Source organism: Nocardia cyriacigeorgica (genome assembly GCF_005863245.1).
Taxonomy (GTDB): Bacteria; Actinomycetota; Actinomycetes; order Mycobacteriales; family Mycobacteriaceae; genus Nocardia; species Nocardia cyriacigeorgica_C.
This window is the reverse complement of record NZ_VBUT01000001.1, coordinates 53,994-69,637: the sequence shown is the minus strand read 5'-3', so window position 1 is coordinate 69,637 and position 15,644 is coordinate 53,994. Positions and strand designations below refer to the sequence as shown.

At 68.9% G+C, this 15,644-nt stretch carries 18 protein-coding genes; 10 read left to right on the top strand and 8 right to left on the bottom strand.

The window, feature by feature from the left end; all coding sequences use genetic code 11:
- Positions 1-150: 150 nt before the first annotated feature.
- Positions 151-1,284 (top strand): serine hydrolase domain-containing protein, encoded by a 1,134-nt coding sequence (locus FEK34_RS00345; RefSeq protein ID WP_138445894.1) that lies wholly within the window; start codon positions 151-153, stop codon positions 1,282-1,284.
- Positions 1,285-1,299: 15 nt separating this feature from the next.
- Here the strand turns inward: FEK34_RS00345 and FEK34_RS00340 are convergent, their stop codons facing one another.
- Positions 1,300-1,638, bottom strand: coding sequence for a GNAT family N-acetyltransferase (locus FEK34_RS00340; RefSeq protein WP_324192580.1), 339 nt, complete (start codon positions 1,636-1,638; stop codon positions 1,300-1,302).
- The gene (locus FEK34_RS00335) at positions 1,638-2,996 is read right to left on the bottom strand and encodes an FAD-binding oxidoreductase (protein ID WP_432760913.1); all 1,359 of its coding nucleotides are present in this window, start codon (positions 2,994-2,996) and stop codon (positions 1,638-1,640) included. Before FEK34_RS00335 ends, FEK34_RS00340 begins: the two co-directional genes overlap by 1 nt.
- A 138-nt stretch (positions 2,997-3,134) precedes the next feature.
- Here FEK34_RS00335 and FEK34_RS00330 point away from each other — a divergent pair, with 138 nt between their 5' ends.
- The gene (locus tag FEK34_RS00330; RefSeq protein WP_249358722.1) at positions 3,135-3,452 is read left to right on the top strand and encodes a hypothetical protein; all 318 of its coding nucleotides are present in this window, start codon (positions 3,135-3,137) and stop codon (positions 3,450-3,452) included.
- Between the two features lie 101 nt (positions 3,453-3,553).
- On the top strand, positions 3,554-4,051 hold the full coding sequence (locus FEK34_RS00325; protein ID WP_171047985.1) for a GtrA family protein: 498 nt from the start codon (positions 3,554-3,556) through the stop codon (positions 4,049-4,051).
- A gap of 66 nt (positions 4,052-4,117) precedes the next feature.
- Here FEK34_RS00325 and FEK34_RS00320 read toward each other — a convergent pair whose 3' ends face one another.
- From FEK34_RS00320 to FEK34_RS00310, 3 genes are read right to left on the bottom strand one after another with little or no spacing between them, the layout of a single operon-like run.
- Complete coding sequence (locus FEK34_RS00320; RefSeq protein WP_138445891.1) at positions 4,118-4,756, bottom strand: Type 1 glutamine amidotransferase-like domain-containing protein; 639 nt, start codon at positions 4,754-4,756, stop codon at positions 4,118-4,120.
- Positions 4,757-4,760: 4 nt separating this feature from the next.
- Complete coding sequence (locus FEK34_RS00315; RefSeq protein ID WP_138445890.1) at positions 4,761-5,597, bottom strand: maleylpyruvate isomerase family mycothiol-dependent enzyme; 837 nt, start codon at positions 5,595-5,597, stop codon at positions 4,761-4,763.
- Positions 5,594-6,097, bottom strand: coding sequence for an HIT family protein (locus FEK34_RS00310; RefSeq protein ID WP_138445889.1), 504 nt, complete (start codon positions 6,095-6,097; stop codon positions 5,594-5,596). The genes FEK34_RS00315 and FEK34_RS00310 overlap by 4 nt, the downstream gene beginning before the upstream one ends.
- Before the next feature lie 357 nt (positions 6,098-6,454).
- Between FEK34_RS00310 and FEK34_RS00305 the strand changes: the two genes are divergently transcribed.
- The 5 genes from FEK34_RS00305 to FEK34_RS00285 all read left to right on the top strand — a co-directional run bounded on the left by FEK34_RS00305 (position 6,455) and on the right by FEK34_RS00285 (position 11,363).
- Entirely contained in the window at positions 6,455-7,573 is a 1,119-nt protein-coding gene (locus FEK34_RS00305; RefSeq protein WP_171047984.1) for a Re/Si-specific NAD(P)(+) transhydrogenase subunit alpha, read from the top strand.
- Entirely contained in the window at positions 7,573-7,887 is a 315-nt protein-coding gene (locus FEK34_RS00300) for an NAD(P) transhydrogenase subunit alpha (protein ID WP_014349354.1), read from the top strand. The genes FEK34_RS00305 and FEK34_RS00300 overlap by 1 nt, the downstream gene beginning before the upstream one ends.
- A gap of 4 nt (positions 7,888-7,891) precedes the next feature.
- The gene (locus tag FEK34_RS00295; RefSeq protein ID WP_138445888.1) at positions 7,892-9,313 is read left to right on the top strand and encodes an NAD(P)(+) transhydrogenase (Re/Si-specific) subunit beta; all 1,422 of its coding nucleotides are present in this window, start codon (positions 7,892-7,894) and stop codon (positions 9,311-9,313) included.
- A 116-nt stretch (positions 9,314-9,429) separates the two neighbouring features.
- Complete coding sequence (locus tag FEK34_RS00290; protein WP_249358721.1) at positions 9,430-10,575, top strand: DUF5925 domain-containing protein; 1,146 nt, start codon at positions 9,430-9,432, stop codon at positions 10,573-10,575.
- 338 nt (positions 10,576-10,913) lie between these two features.
- Positions 10,914-11,363, top strand: a complete 450-nt coding sequence (locus FEK34_RS00285; protein ID WP_138445886.1) for a nitroreductase family deazaflavin-dependent oxidoreductase — start codon at positions 10,914-10,916, stop codon at positions 11,361-11,363.
- Between the two features lie 50 nt (positions 11,364-11,413).
- Here FEK34_RS00285 and FEK34_RS00280 read toward each other — a convergent pair whose 3' ends face one another.
- Both FEK34_RS00280 and FEK34_RS00275 read right to left on the bottom strand, forming a co-directional pair.
- Positions 11,414-12,646, bottom strand: coding sequence for an MFS transporter (locus FEK34_RS00280; RefSeq protein ID WP_138445885.1), 1,233 nt, complete (start codon positions 12,644-12,646; stop codon positions 11,414-11,416).
- Positions 12,643-13,254 carry a hypothetical protein gene (locus tag FEK34_RS00275; protein WP_138445884.1) on the bottom strand — a complete coding sequence of 204 codons (612 nt, stop codon included), beginning with the start codon at positions 13,252-13,254 and terminating at the stop codon, positions 12,643-12,645. The genes FEK34_RS00280 and FEK34_RS00275 overlap by 4 nt, the downstream gene beginning before the upstream one ends.
- A 120-nt stretch (positions 13,255-13,374) precedes the next feature.
- Between FEK34_RS00275 and FEK34_RS00270 the strand changes: the two genes are divergently transcribed.
- Complete coding sequence (locus FEK34_RS00270) at positions 13,375-14,331, top strand: AraC family transcriptional regulator (RefSeq protein ID WP_138445883.1); 957 nt, start codon at positions 13,375-13,377, stop codon at positions 14,329-14,331.
- Complete coding sequence (locus FEK34_RS00265) at positions 14,328-14,753, top strand: acyl-CoA thioesterase (protein ID WP_138445882.1); 426 nt, start codon at positions 14,328-14,330, stop codon at positions 14,751-14,753. Before FEK34_RS00270 ends, FEK34_RS00265 begins: the two co-directional genes overlap by 4 nt.
- Here FEK34_RS00265 and FEK34_RS00260 read toward each other — a convergent pair whose 3' ends face one another.
- Entirely contained in the window at positions 14,754-15,569 is an 816-nt protein-coding gene (locus tag FEK34_RS00260; protein ID WP_138445881.1) for an SDR family oxidoreductase, read from the bottom strand. It lies immediately after the preceding gene.
- Between the last annotated feature and the right edge of the window lie 75 nt (positions 15,570-15,644).

Below are 15,644 nucleotides of genomic sequence, written 5' to 3'. Positions count from 1 at the left end.
GCTCGCCCTGCGCGCCCCGGATACGATGAGCGCGGCGCTCTCGGCCGTTGTGAACGCCGGTCTCGCCGATGGAACCGATAGCGAGGACCGTTCATGAACGAGCCGGCACCACAGCCGTCACGCAGACGTCGATACCTACTCCGGGCGGCTGTGGGTTTCGCGGCAACGCTGGTGCTGCTGATCGCCGCCGCGTTCGGCGCCACGGCCATCATGTCGCTGCCCTCTCCGCCGACGCTGGCGCAGCTGATGTTCGCACCGCCCTCGACTCAGGGTGAGTTGTTCGCCTCGCGCACCGTTCCCGCTTCGCCGAATCCGCGCCCGCTGCCGAAAGCCGAAGCGCCGCTACCGGACACGGTGCCGTGGAAGGGTGCGCGGATCCCGGTGGCCGAGTTCCTCGACACCACGAAGACCAACTCGTTCGTGGTGCTGCGCGACGGGGTGATGATCCACGAGTGGTACCGCGACGGCGTCGGACCGACCACGAAACAGTCGTCCTGGTCGGTGGCCAAATCGGTGGTGTCGCTGCTGATCGGCCGGTCCATCGAGGCCGGGCAGATGAGCGAGGACGACCGGCTGGTCGATCTGCTGCCCGAGCTCGCCACCGGCGCCGACTACGACAAGGTCACCATCGGCGATCTGCTCGATATGAGTTCGGGCATCGACGTTTCGGAGAACTACAACAAGTGGGCGCCGTTCACCGGCACCGCCCGCATGTACCTGACCACCGATCTGGCCGAGTTCGTCGACGGGCATCGCACGCTGATCTTCCCGCCGGGCAGCACCGGCGATTACCGCAGCGTCGACACCCAGCTGCTGGGCATGGCGCTGGCGCGGGTCACCGGCACCTCGCTGAGTGAACTGCTGGCCCGCGATATCTGGGCGCCGATCGGCGCGGTGGACGACGCCCTGTGGAATCTCGATCGCGAGGGCGGCCAGGAGAAGGCGTTCTGCTGTCTCAATGCCACCGCCCGCGATTTCGCCAAGATCGGGCAGCTGGTCGCCGACGGCGGCCGGGTTGGCGAGCAGCAGATCGTGCCGCCGGCCTGGATCGAGCGCATCAGCACGCCCTCACCGCATCGGGTCTCCGATGAGGGGTACTCGGCGCAGTGGTGGCATCCGGACGGCGGCGACGGCGCCGACCTGTCGGCGGTCGGCGTCTACGGCCAGTACATCTGGGTCGATCCGCCCAGCGGCACCGTCATCGTCAAGCTCAGCGATTACGGCACCTCACAGGACGAGACGGAGACCTTCGAGGTCTTCCGCACCATCGCCCGCGCGGGCTGACCCGGCGATTGCCGCTCAGCTCACCAGATCGGCGTACTCCGGGTGCGAGCCGATGTACTGGTCCACATACCAGCAGGTGGGGACCACGGAGAAGCCGTGTTCGCGGGAATCGGCGAGTGCGTATTCGACCACCTGGGCGGCCACGCCGCGGCCACGGAATTCCGGGAAGGTCATGGTGTGGTGGAAGTCGCGGACCCTGGCGTCCTCGCGTTCGGAGTAATCGGCGTAGCCGGCGAGGGTGTCGTCGATGTAGATCTCGAAGCGGGTATCGGCGACATTGTGTTCGAGCCTGGTGGTCATATCGGGGTGGAACTCCTTCTCCGGCGCGGTTGTTCCGGATGTCGTCGATTCGATCACAGGATGGCGCCGGGGTTGAGAATGCCGTGCGGGTCGAGCGCGTCCTTGATGCGGGCGGTCAGCGCCATCACGTCGGGGCCGAGCTGATCGGGCAGCCAGGCCTTCTTGAGCCTGCCGACGCCGTGTTCGCCGGTGATGGTGCCGCCCAGGGCGATGGCCAGGTCCATGATCTCGCCGAAGGCCCGGTGCGCGCGCTCGGTCATATCCGGATCGGTGGGGTCGTGCACGATCAGCGGATGGGTGTTGCCGTCGCCGGCGTGCGCGATCACCGAGACGATCACATCGTTGCGTTCGGCGATCTCGGCGATGCCGTTGACCAGATCGCCCAGGCGCGGCAGCGGAACGCCGACGTCTTCGAGCAGCAGCGGCCCGAGCCGCTCCACCGCGGGGATGGCGAATCGCCTGGCCGCGGTGAACGCCTCGCCTTCCTCCGGGTCCTCGGTGTGGAAGACCTCGGTGGCGCCGGCCTTCTCGCAGGCAGCAACCATGATCTCGGCCTCGTGCGCGGCGAACGCGCCCGGCGCGTCCGAGCGGGCGACCAGCAGCGCGGCGGCCTCGCGGTCCAGGCCCATACGCATCTCGTCCTCCACCGCGTTGATCGCGACGGTGTCCATGAACTCGAGCATGGCCGGGCGCAGCGCACCGGTGATGGACAGGATCGCCTCGGTCGCCGCGGTGAGCGTGCCGAAGGAGGCGACCACGGTGCTCTGCGGCGGTTGCGCGGGCAGCAGCCGCAGGGTGAGTTCGGTGATGACGCCGAGGGTGCCCTCACTTCCGACGAACAGCTTCGTCAGCGACAGGCCCGCCGAATCCTTCAACCGCGGCCCGCCGAGCCGCACCGGGGTGCCGTCGGCCAGCACGACCTCCATGCCGAGCACGTAATCGGTGGTGACGCCGTATTTCACACAGCACAGCCCGCCCGCGTTGGTCGCGGCATTGCCGCCGATCGAGCACATCTCGAACGACGACGGATCCGGCGGATACCACAGCCCGTGCTCGGCCACAGCCCGCTTGACCTCGGCATTGAGCAGGCCCGGCTGTACCACCGCGGTCCGGGTGACCGGGTCGACGGTGATCTCGCGCATGCGTTCGGTGCTGAGCACGATCCCGCCGTCCACCGCGGTCGCCCCGCCGGACAGCCCCGAGCCCGCACCGCGCGGCACCACCGGCACCCGCCGCTCATGCGCCCAGCGCAGGGTCGCCGCGACATCGGCGGTGCTGCTCGCCCGGACCACCGCCAGCGGGGTGCCGGCGTCGGGGTCGCGGGCCCAGTCGTGCCGGTAGCCGTCGAGTAGATCGGGGTCGGTGACCACGGTGCCGTCGGGCAGGGAGTCGATCAGATCGTGCAGGTCCACGCCGATAACACTAGGGCCATGCCCGCGAGCGCAAGCCACCGAATGTGATGTCGCGCGCCGGAGTGGCCGCGCGGTGGGTCGTGGGGCGACAATCAGCTGTCGGGGTTCGTGCACTGGTCGGGCGGAGGGATGGCGTTGATGCGAGTCGAACCGCAGAGTTGCCGGGAGCTGGTGGCCGCGATGTTCTCCGCCGAGTTCGTCGACGGCGGGGTCGATCCGGCGGCGTTGCGCCGCGTACACGCGGGTGAGCACGCCGAATGGGCGCTGGCACTGGATCGGTCCGGGATGTTCGGCACCGACACCGTCGCGACGGTCACCGCGCAGTGGCGCGAGGATCCGCGGGTGCTGTTGGATGCCCTGCTCACCGAGGCCGACGACGTCACCCGCCGCCGCTGCCTCACCGCGTGGGCGGCGCTGGACGACGGCAGCTCGGGTACCCACGCCCGCATGGCCTGACCAGCGCGTTTGCCCGCTGATCATCTGGGCCTACCAGCTGATAACTTCGGCTCTCCCAGCTGATAACTTCGGCTCCACCTGCCGCTGGCACGCTGGCCGCCGTGCATGATCTGGCCGTCGCCGCCGACACCCTGGCCGAGCGTTTCACTCGCCTGTGCGAGGCCGTGGTCGCGCGACTGCCGTGGGGGCTCGACCGCATCGTCGCGCCGACATTCCTCGGATTCGCGCTGATCAACAGCTTCACCTTCGGCGTGGACCTGGTGCTGCTCACCACGCTGCACAGTGGTTTCGGGCTGCCGCTGTGGCTGTCGGTCACGGTTGGCTATGTGTGCGCCTTCGGGCTGGCCTTCCTGCTCAACCGCACCTTCAACTTCCACTCGCACGCCCCGATCGGCAGGCAGGCCGTGGTGTACGCGGTGGTGGTGCTGATCAACTATCTGGCCTTCATTCTCGGCGTCAGCACCGGGCTGACGGAGCTGGGCTTCGAGTACCACCTGTCCAGGTTGGCGGCGGGTGCCTGTGAGGCGGTCTATATGTACAGCGCGATGCGCTGGGTGGTCTTTCGCCGGCGCTCCGAACCCGCGTCCGACGTGACGTGACGGCGGACCAGCGGCGACGCGCGTCAGCCCGGCGGGGTCCGCGGCGAGACGGCGGGTGCCGTCGGGTCACTGGAACAGTCGCACCGTGTCTCCGTCGACGACGAGCACATCGTCATCGGTGAGCGCCCAGTGCTCGATGCCCGCGGCGCGGTAGGCGGCGGCCAGCCGGTTGCTGTCGCCGTCGGGGTCGGTGGCGGAATCGATATGCGGGACGATGGGCCGGTCGATCAAACCCAGGCCGTCCCAGCGCGCTTCGATGCCGCAGGCCGGTAGCACCTCGGCGGGATCGTCGGCGGTTTCCAGGCCGTGCAGATCGGGCGCGAGCACGCACGCCCCCGCGCTGTAGCCCGCGTACACCAGGGCGTCGGCGGCGAGCAGCCGCGGGATGACCACATCGGCGCCGCTGCGCGCGAACTGCGCCCGCAGCACGAACGTGTTGCCCCCGCGCACCCACAGCATGGAGAACTCGGCCAGCCGCTGCGCCAATGCCTCTGCGCGACCGGCGTATTCGCGCAGGTCGACTTCCTCCGGGCGATAGCCGAGCGTGCGCAGCGGCACCAGATCACTGGTCACCGCCGCGGCGCGGGCCTGCGGCCAGGCGTCGCACGCGTTGGCGATCACCGCGACCCGTCCCGGCGGCCCGGCGAGTGCGGCGAGCACGTCCACGTGCGCGCCGAAACGGTAGGACGCCAGGAACAGTCGCATCGGCTCAGATGGTGAAGGCGAGGGTGCGCACCAGCCGCCTGCCCAGTTCGTCGTCACCGGCGAAACCGATCTCGCCCATCCGCGAATCGGCGGTGACCCGGCCACCGCCGAGGCGGACCATCAGGCCGGAATCCAGGGTGATGGTCGTGGTCGGCGGGCCGTCGAAGGCGTCCACATAGCGGGCCCGGCCCTCGACCGCGATCCGCAGCGTGCGCGCCAGCGGCCCGGTCAATTCGAAGGCGATCCGCGATCCTTCGGGAGCCTTGCCGACCTTGGCGATCACCCGCGGCACCGTCTGCGCGAACTCCTGGAACGCCAGCTCGCCGCGCGGCCCGCCCTCGTCGACGCGCACGCCGAGCGCGTCGGCGATATCCAATTCGTGCATCCAGCAGTCGAACAGGCGCACCCGCATGAAGCGGCCGTAGCTCACCGGCCCGATCGGCGACTGGGTCTGCGCCTGCCACTGCGTCTCGTCCATCGCCGCCAGCGCCTTGCGCCTGCGCTCGGTGACGTCGCGGAATCGTTGCAGCAGTGCGGATCCGGTGAGCGGGCGAAGCCGCTGGATCCAGATCTCGTTGAACACCGCGGTCTCGTTGCGTACGTGCGGCAGCGAATGGACGTCGATCTCCGGCTGCGAGCGGTCGCGGGCGGGTGGCTTCTCCCCGAGCAGGAACGACTCGGTGCCGACCACATGGGCCACCACATCGAAGATGGTCCAGCCCGGCAGTGGGCTCGGGCCGCGCCACACATGCTCGTCCAGCCCGTCGACGAGGGTGGCGATGGCGTCCCACTGCTCCGGCAGCAGTGCGGTGAGCTCGGCCTGATTCGGCGTGTCCGTCATCGTGGTGCGGGTCCTTCCCCCGTGCTGGTCTGATCGTTGTCGAGTTCGTTTGCGGCCGAGGTGGTTTCGGGCGCGGCGTCGAGCGCGTCGAGGCCGGTGCGGATGGCGGCGGCGGTGGAGGCGGCGTCGTGTGGGCGGCGCAGCAGGAATCCTGCGGCGAAGCGCAGCTTGTCGCCGTGCCGGCGCGGCACCACGTGCAGGTGCACATGCGGCACGGTCTGGAAGGCCGCGGTGCCGTCGTTGAGGATGAGGTTGGCGCCGTCGGCGGCTAGCCCGCCGCGCCGGATCGCCAGCGCCAGCCGATGCCCGGCGCGGAACAGTTCGGCGCCGGTGTCGGGATCGAGGTCCTCGAGTTCGGTGGCGTGACGTTTGGGGATCACCAGGGTGTGGCCGCGTGCGATCGGGCGGATGTCGAGAAACGCGCACAGGGTGTCGTCCTCGTACACCTTGGTCGCCGGAGCTTCACCCGCCACGATGCGGCAGAAGACGCAGTCGTTCACACGGCGACCATACGGCGTACGAGTGGCCTGGGACACCCTGCCGGCGGTTATCGGCGTGATGCCCATCACCTCGAGGGTCTTTCGCAGCCGCCCGACCGGCCGACCTACCTCCAGGTGGGTAACCCACCCGAACGTTCGCTCTTGTGCCGTTTTTCCTGCTCAGTCACGATCTGAGTCCGAAAGGGCAACCTAACCCGGGCGTCCGTGTGTGACGGGACTCTCAGCTAAGCTCACCGCGGTCCGGGTACAGTTGCCAGGATTTGGTGGAACTTACTCTTCGGTAACTTCGTTCGGCCCGTTCCGCGGCGCTGAGTCGTTCGGTTAGAGCTAAGCCAGCACGAGAAGGAAGTCTGACAGGTGGAGACAACGCACAACGTGGGCGAGGAGTCCCCGCGCGGCGCGCGTGTCGGAGTCGTTCGCGAAACCGGCGCGGGCGAACGACGTGTCGCATTGGTACCCAAGATCATTCCTGCCCTGACCAAACAGGGCGTGCAGGTGGTCGTGGAATCCGGTGCCGGACTCGGCGCGCTCATTCCCGACGAGGCCTACATCGAAGCCGGCGCGACCATCGGTGATCCGTGGTCGGCCGAGGTCGTGGTCAAGGTCGCCCCGCCCAGCGACGCCGAGGTGGCCAAGCTGTCGTCCGGGCAGACGCTGATCGGATTCCTGGCCCCGCGCAACGCCGAGAACCAGATCGCCGCGCTGAAGTCGGCCGGCGTGCAAGCCTTTGCCGTCGAGGCGATCCCGCGCATCTCGCGTGCGCAGGTGATGGACGCGCTGTCCTCGCAGGCCAACGTGGCCGGCTACAAGGCCGTGCTGCTCGCGGCCTCGGAGTCGACCCGCTTCTTCCCGATGCTCACCACCGCCGCGGGCACCGTGAAGCCCGCCACCGTGCTGGTGCTCGGTGTGGGTGTTGCCGGTCTGCAGGCGCTGGCCACCGCCAAGCGTCTCGGCGGTCGCACCACCGGCTACGACGTGCGCCCCGAGGTCGCCGATCAGGTGCGTTCGGTCGGGTCGCAGTGGCTGGATCTCGGCATCGACGCCGCTGGTGAGGGCGGCTACGCCCGTGAGCTCACCGACGAGGAGAAGGCCAAGCAGCAGCAGGCCCTCGAAGACGCCATCAAGGGCTTCGACGTCGTCATCACCACCGCGCTGGTGCCGGGACGCCCGGCGCCGCGGCTGGTCACCGCCGCCGCGGTGGAGGGCATGAAGCCCGGCAGCGTGATCGTCGACCTGGCCGGCGAGACCGGTGGTAACTGCGAGCTGACCGAACCCGGCCAGACCGTGGTCAAACACGGGGTCACCATCTGCTCGCCGCTGAACCTGCCCGCGACCATGCCCGAGCACGCCAGCGAGCTCTACTCGAAGAACATCGCGGCACTGCTGGAACTGATGCTGGTCGACGGCAAGCTCGCCCCTGATTTCGACGATCAGGTGCTCGCCGATTCCTGCGTCACCCGCGAGGTGGAGAACTGATGTACACCGAACTGCTTGCCAATATCGCGATCCTGGTGCTGTCCGGCTTCGTCGGATTCGCGGTCATTTCCAAGGTCCCCAACACCCTGCACACCCCGCTGATGTCGGGCACCAACGCCATCCACGGCATCGTGGTGCTGGGCGCGCTGGTGACGCTCGGCAAGGTCGAGGACCCGTCGGTGCTGATGCAGGTGATCCTGTTCGTCGCCGTGGTCTTCGGAACCCTGAACGTCATCGGTGGTTTCGTGGTCACCGACCGCATGCTCGGCATGTTCAAGGGCAAGAAGCCGGCCGCGCAGAAGGCGAGCGAGTAAACCGATGGACAACCTGGTCAACATTCTCTACATCGTCGCGTTCTCGCTGTTCATCTACGGTCTGATGGGCCTGACCGGCCCGAAGACCGCGGTGCGCGGCAACTGGATCGCCGCGGCCGGTATGGCCATCGCGGTGATCGCGACGCTGATCGCGGTGCGCGACACCGGCAACTGGATCCTCATCATCGCCGGCCTCGTGGTCGGTGTGGTGCTCGGCGTTCCGCCGGCCAAGTTCACCAAGATGACCGAGATGCCGCAGCTGGTGGCGGCGTTCAACGGTGTCGGCGGTGGCACGGTCGCGCTGATCGCGTGGGCGGAATTCCTCGACACCACCGGGTTCTCGAACTTCACCCACGGTGAAGAGCCGACCGTGCACATCGTGATCGGTTCGCTGTTCGCGGCGATCATCGGTTCGATTTCGTTCTGGGGTTCGCTGATCGCGTTCGGCAAGTTGCAGGAGATCCTGCCCGGCCGCCCGATCGGGCTGGGCAAGTTGCAGCAACCGCTGAACCTGCTGCTGCTGGTCGGCTCGATCGCCGCCGCGGCGTTCATCGGCATCAAAGCCGCCGACGGTGGCGCCTCGCAGCTGTGGATGATCGCGGTGCTGGTGCTCGCGGGCATTCTCGGCCTGATGGTCGTGCTGCCCATCGGCGGTGCCGATATGCCCGTGGTGATCTCGCTGCTCAACGCCCTCACCGGTCTGTCCGCCGCGGCGGCGGGCCTGGCGCTGAACAACACCGCCATGATCGTGGCGGGCATGATCGTCGGCGCGTCCGGCACCATCCTCACCAACCTGATGGCCAAGGCGATGAACCGGTCCATCCCGGCCATCGTGGCCGGCGGGTTCGGTGGCGGCGGTGGCGCCGCGGCCGGTGCCGGTGGTGGTGAGGGCAAGCAGGCCAAGGCCACCTCGGCCGCCGACGCCGCGATCCAGATGGCCTACGCGAACCAGGTCATCGTGGTGCCCGGCTACGGTATGGCCGTCGCGCAGGCCCAGCACGCGGTCAAGGAGATGGCCGAGCTGCTGGAGAAGAAGGGCGTCGAGGTCAAATACGCCATCCATCCCGTCGCGGGCCGCATGCCCGGCCACATGAACGTGCTGCTGGCCGAGGCCGAGGTGTCCTACGACGCGATGAAGGAAATGGACGACATCAACGGCGAGTTCGCCCGCACCGATGTCGCCCTGGTGATCGGCGCCAACGACGTCACCAACCCGGCCGCCCGCGAGGACTCCGCGAGCCCGATCTACGGCATGCCGGTGCTCAACGTCGACCAGGCCAAGTCGGTCATCGTGCTCAAGCGCTCGATGAACTCCGGCTTCGCCGGCATCGACAACCCGCTGTTCTACGCCGACCACACCTCCATGCTGTTCGGCGACGCCAAGAAGTCCGTCGGTGAGGTCACCGAGGAACTGAAGGCGCTGTAATCTCAGCGGTTTCGCGCGAACACGGCCCGTCGTCCGATGCGGACGGCGGGCCGTCGCGTTGCCGGTGAACCGATATTCGCTGGACGTTCCCCGTTCCGGCGCGAAGCATGGTGGCGATGTTCGAACACACTGAAGCTCTGCGGCTGGTCGGCACTCCGGAGGCGTCCGCGGATGCCACCGGCGGGCTCGACTGGTCGGTCCGGCTCGATTCCTACTATTCCGCGCGCGATGTGCTCGATGTGCTCGCACTGACGCCGTTCGCGCGCGGGGCGCTGCCCTGCTACCGCAAGGTGCATCTGGAGCGGGTGCGCCCGCAGGCGCTGCTACGTCCGGCCGGGTCGACGGTGTCGCGGATGATCAACGAGGGCGGCAGCGTCTCGGTGCTGGTGCACGGCGACGGCTGGACCTTGCGTTCGGATCGCTGGGAGGACCGCAGCGGCGTGGTCGAAGTGGTCGCGGTCGACGATGAACTGGCCGAGCGGATCATGGCCGAGGCGACGCATGAGGCGGTGGACGAAACCATCGCCGACGACGTGGTCAAGATGGGTTTCTGGCATCTGGACGAGCACCAGGGCCCGCGCCGCCGGGTGCTCGACATCTCGACGCCGGCCTGGGCCGATATTCGTGGCAACTATTCGGCCCCCGTGGCAGCAACTCTGGATCGGCTGATGGCGTTGGGGGCGGCCGATATTCGCGGCAGGCTCCTGCTGCTGCACGGCGCGCCCGGCACCGGCAAGACCACCGCCCTGCGGGCGCTCGCGCGTTCCTGGGGACCGTGGTGTCAGGCCGATTGCGTGCTCGACCCCGAGGTCCTGTTCTCCCAGCCGGGATATCTGATGTCGGCGGCGATGGGCGCCGACGGCGGCGAACAGGGAGCCGGGCGCTGGCGGCTGCTGGTGCTGGAGGATTGCGACGAGCTGATCCGCGCCGAGGCCAAAGAATCCGCCGGCCAAGGGCTTTCGCGGCTGCTGAACCTGACCGACGGCATGCTCGGCCAGGGCAGGGATGTGCTGATCGCGATCACCACCAACGAGGATCTGTCTCGGTTGCATCCCGCGGTCACCCGGCCGGGGCGCTGCCTGGCACAGCTCGAAGTGGGGCGGCTCAGCTACGCCGAATCCCGCGGCTGGTTGGGCGAACACGCCGACCGGGTCGAGGTACCGCCGAGCGGCGCAACGCTCGCCGAGCTGATCGCGTTGCGGGACGGTACCGATCAGATCGTGACCGCGACCAAGCCCTCCGAATCGGGGATGTACCTGTAGGTCCGTCGGCGCGCGCGAACAGCGCGGTACTGCGTGATGTCATCGCCTTTTCGCGAATGCACGTCCAGTAACGCATTTCTCGATGCGCTCGGTAGTGACCATGGCGTGTCGGACCCGTCGCCCTATCTCGAGATCGCCGCTGGTCGAGCCGGGTCTGCTATCGAGCAGTGTCGCCATGGTTGTGTGGCGGCGTCGGTGGTCGTTCGGAGCCGAATTCTGTGCGGCCCTGGTGGGTTTCGGTCGGCCTTGACCGGCGAGGTGCGGCGGGCATAACCGGCCGTGCCTGCGGTGCCTCATGGCACCGCGGGCGCGTCAGTGGCGCTGTTACCGTCGTCGGCATGCCGAGTATCGGAGCGAAGTTGTTGCGGACGCGGTGGTTCGTGCGTGCGCCCATCTGGGTGTTCCGTGCGCGCCTGGGATTCCTGTTCGGCGGGCGGTTGCTGCTGCTGGAACATATCGGCCGTAAGTCCGGGCAGGTGCGCTATGTGGTGCTGGAGACGGTGGACCGGCCCGACGCCGACACCGTCGTCATCGCCTCCGGTTTCGGTAAAACGTCGCAGTGGTACCGCAACCTGCTGGCCGAACCGCAGTGCCGGGTCAGCGTCGGATGGCGGCACCGGGCGCCCGCCGTGGCCCGCATGCTCGGCATCGAGGAGACCGCCGCCGTGCTGGCCGGGTACCGGGTGCGTCATCCGAAGGCGTATCAGGAACTCAGCGGCGTCATCGAGGAGGCGACCGGGCAGGGCATCGACACGGTGCCGATGGTCGAACTGTCGATGCGGGGCTGATCGGACGCCTCGATGCCGGGTTCGGATGTGACTGGTTGCGCGATGCGTGATCACTCCATGGCGGGCTTCTCCGATTCGGTCGGGGTGGTCGGTGTCGTCGCCGCCGGTGGGGCGACGACACCGGCGAACACACCGCACAGCAGCACGATCGCCAGCGGCACCACGAACGTGGCGGTGAGCGGGACCAGCGCCGTCAGCCAGCCGATGACCGCCGGGCCCGCGAGCAAGCCGACATAGCCGATGCTGAACACCCGCGACATATCCGTCGCGGCATTGCCGGAACCGAGATTGCCCGCGGCGGTGAAGATCTGCGGGATGCCGCCCGCCAAGCCGAGCCCGCACAGCGCCCAGCCGACCAGGGTGAGCGGCACCCACGGCGACACCAGGATGAGCACGAGCCCGAGCGCGGCGAGCAGTGAACCGTAGCGCACCACCGCGACGCGGCCGAACGTGCCGCTGACCCGGTCGGCGGTGAATCGGCCGAGCGTCATGGTGACCGAGAACGCGCCGAAAGCCAATGCGGCCGTGGACTCGTCGGTATCGAGGTGCTCGCGCATCTGCAGCGTGCTCCAGTCGTTGGCGACGCCCTCGGTGAGCAGGAGGCCGAACGCCAGCGCGGCCAGCGCCCACACCTTGCGGGAACCGCCGCCGTGGCCGTCGGCTTCGCCGGCCTCGTGCTGCGGTGGGGCATGCGGCAGCAGCCGGGGCAGGCAGGCCAGCACGATGACGACTCCCGCGGCCGCCGCCAGCGACATCGTCAGCCACGGCGGCCAGCCCAACCGCAGGGTGAACGCGCCGGCCAGCGCGCCGAGCAGACCGCCGCCGGAGAACAGCGCGTGGAAGGCCGACAGGATCGGGCGCCGATACTCCCGTTCCACATGCACCGCTTGGGTATTCATCGACACGTCGAGGGCGCCGTTGCCGAACCCGAAGGCCGCCAGCGCGATCGCCAGCGACACCGGCCCGGTCGCCAGCCCCGGCCCGATCACGCATACCGATGCCGTCACCCCGGCCACGCCGACCAGCGCCCGGCTGCCGAAGCGGTCGGCGAGCGGCCCGGCCAGCCGCATTCCCACGATGCCCGCACCGGCCATCAACAGGATGAACATGCCGAGGGTGGAATGCGCGATCCCGGTGCGCTCGGTGATCGCCGGAATATGCACCACCCACATGGCGAGCAGAAACCCGTTGAGCCCGAAGACGGTGAACACCGCCACCCTGGCGGTGCGCACCATCGGGTCGACCGTCGACGCGGCCACCCCGCCGACGGTATCGCCGCTCATCGGCCCGGACGAGCCGGATCACCGCCGGCCCCGTCGACCGGACGCTCGGCGATGCGCATCGCCCAGGCCCGGAACTCGGTGAGATCGCCGAGCCCGTCGCGGAGGTGTTGCGGCACGAAACGCGTGGTCGCGGCCTCGAACAGATCGCAGAGCCCGAGGTGCACCCATTCCCAGACCTTGACGTTGTAGGCGTGCACGACCGGCCCCACCCGCGCACGGATGCTCGCGACCTCGGCGGCGGGGATCCCGGCGCGTTCCAGCCGGGCGATGGTGGCGCGCTGGTCCGCCTCGGAGAACTCGGTGTCCAGATACGGTTCCAGCAGGTCGGCCCACACGTCGACGCGGTGCGTGATCGGAACGCCATGCCGCGCGCAGAATTCGGTCAGTTCGTCGCGCTGGTTCGCGGAGACGAACAGGGTGAGCCCGGTGCGGGTGCGGATCTCGGGTGGAAACGCGGCCGGGTCGGCGTCGCGGATCGCGGCGGCGGGTACCGCACGCCCGTCCGGCAGATCGGCGGCCGAGAGGTGTTCGCTGCCGAAGCACACCCGGTCGCCGGTGAATACGACCTCGATCCCCATCATGAGCGCCCCCTTCTCGATGCGTTCCATAGTGGCATCTGCCACCGACAGGTTCGGGGAAGTGCGGGCCGATGTCGGTGTTTCCGGACAGTTCGCCGCCAGTGATTTCGTGCGGTTCGACGCAGGTCCGCCGCGTCGTACAGTAAGGGCATGGACGCGCTGGCCGGCTTGCTCGAAGGTCCACGGGCACGCGGTGCCTTTCTGATGCGGTCGGTGCTGCAACCGCCGTGGTCGCTGCGCATCGAGGACGAGGCGCCGTTGACGGTGCTCGCGATGATCCGGGGCAGCGCGTGGATCATGACCGAAGACGACCCCGACGGCCGCCGCGCGAGCGCCGGCGACGTCGTGGTGTTCAGCGGCGGGCGCCCCTACAACGTGGCCGATGACCCGTCCACCGAACCGCAGATCATCATCAAACCCGGCCAGGTGACGATGACCCCCGAGGGCGACATCCTCTGCGAAACCCTGAGCCTGGGCGTGCGCGAATGGGGCACCGACCCCAACGGCGAGACCATGATGGTCACCGGCACCTACGAGTCGGCAGGTGCGGTGAGCCAGGGCCTGCTGCGCGCGCTGCCGCCGGTCATCGTGCTGCCGCGCGGCGAATGCGATACCCGGCTGCTGGAACTGCTGGTGGACGAGATGTCCAAGGATCAGCCCGCGCAGGGCGCCGTGCTGGATCGGCTGCTCGACCTGCTGCTCATCGCCGCCCTGCGGGCCTGGTTCGCCCGCAACGACGCCCCCGCCTGGTATCACGCCTACGACGATCCGCTGGTCGGCAAGGCGCTGCGGCTGTTGCAGCACAATCCGGCGCACGGCTGGACGGTGGCGAGCCTGGCCGCGGCGGTCGGGGTGTCCAGGGCCGCGCTGGCGCGCCGGTTCACCGATCTGGTGGGGGAGCCGCCGATGGCGTTCCTCACCGAATGGCGGCTGGCGCTGGCCGCCGACCTGCTCCAGGACTCCGACGCCACCATCGAGTCCATCGCCCGCCAGGTGGGTTACGGCAGCGCGTTCGCGCTGAGTTCGGCCTTCAAACGCCAGTTCGGCGTGAGCCCGCGCGACCACCGCAGGGGCGCGGCACCGGCGCCGGTATCGTCGGCCGGGTGACGCAGCAGCAGTATCCGGTGCTCTGGCCGGTGCCCACCCGGTGGGCCGACAACGACCACTACGGGCACGTCAACAACGTGACCTACTACTCGTACTTCGACACCGCGGTCAACGCCTGGCTGATGCACGCCACCCGCACCGATATCCGCGATCTGCCCGCTCTCGGTGTGGTGGCGCAGACCTCGTGCCAGTACCTCGGGTCGATCAGCTTCCCCGACCAGCTCCAGGTCGGCCTGCGGATCTCGCGGCTGGGCCGCTCCAGCATCACCTACGATCTGGCGATCTTCCGCGACGCCGACGGCGAACTGGAACTGGCCGCCACCGGTAACTTCGTGCACGTCTACGTGGACTCCGAGACCCGCAAGCCGGTGGAGATTCCCGAGGTCATCCGGTCCGCCGCGGCCCAGCTCGTCACGGACTGATCAGGCCGTCGAATCCCGCAGGGCCGCCTGGAACCGGCGCATACCGTCGAGCCAGCGGTCGTAATCGCTGCCCTTGTGGCGGTACATCTTCAGCACTTCCGGATGCGGGAGGATGAGGAAGGTCTCGGCCTCGATCCCGGCGATGACGGTGTCGGCGACCTGCTCAGGGGTGAGCACCGCACCGGCCGTGGTCACCGCCTTGATCGCCAGCTCCGCGGCGTCGGCGTTCTCCGGCGGCATCATCCCGCCGTGCAGCAGCTGGGTGTCCACCCCCATCGGGCACAGGCAGCTGACGCGAATGCCCTTGTCGCCGTATGTCACCGACAGCCATTCGGCGAAGCCGACCGCCGCGTGCTTGGACACCGAATAGGGCGCGGATCCGATCTGGGTGAGCAGTCCCGCCGCAGACGCGGTCGTCACGAAGTACCCGCTACCGCGTTCCAGCCATCCCGGCACCAGCTGCCGCGCCGCGCGCACATGCGCGAGCACATTGACCTCGAGCGCGGCCGTCCACTGCGCATCGGTGCTGTCCAGGCCCGGCCCGCCACCGATGCCCGCATTGGCGAAGAACAGGTCCACCGGGCCGAATTCGGCCTCGGCGCGTTCGATGAGGGTGGCGATCACCGCGTCGTCGGCGACATCGCCGCCCACCGCGATCGCGTCGGCTCCCAGTGAATCCGCCACCGCCTGCGCCGCTTCGCCATCGAGATCCGCGACCACCACGCGCGCGCCGCCGGTCACCAGCCGCCGCGCCAGCGCCGCTCCGATTCCCGCACCGGCTCCGGTGACAATGGCGACCTTGCCCGAAATATCCATGCCCGCACGATAGCGGTCGCCGGGCTCGGGCTTCGGGCGGTGACGCGATGGGCCGTACAGCCGCCGGCTCTTCGG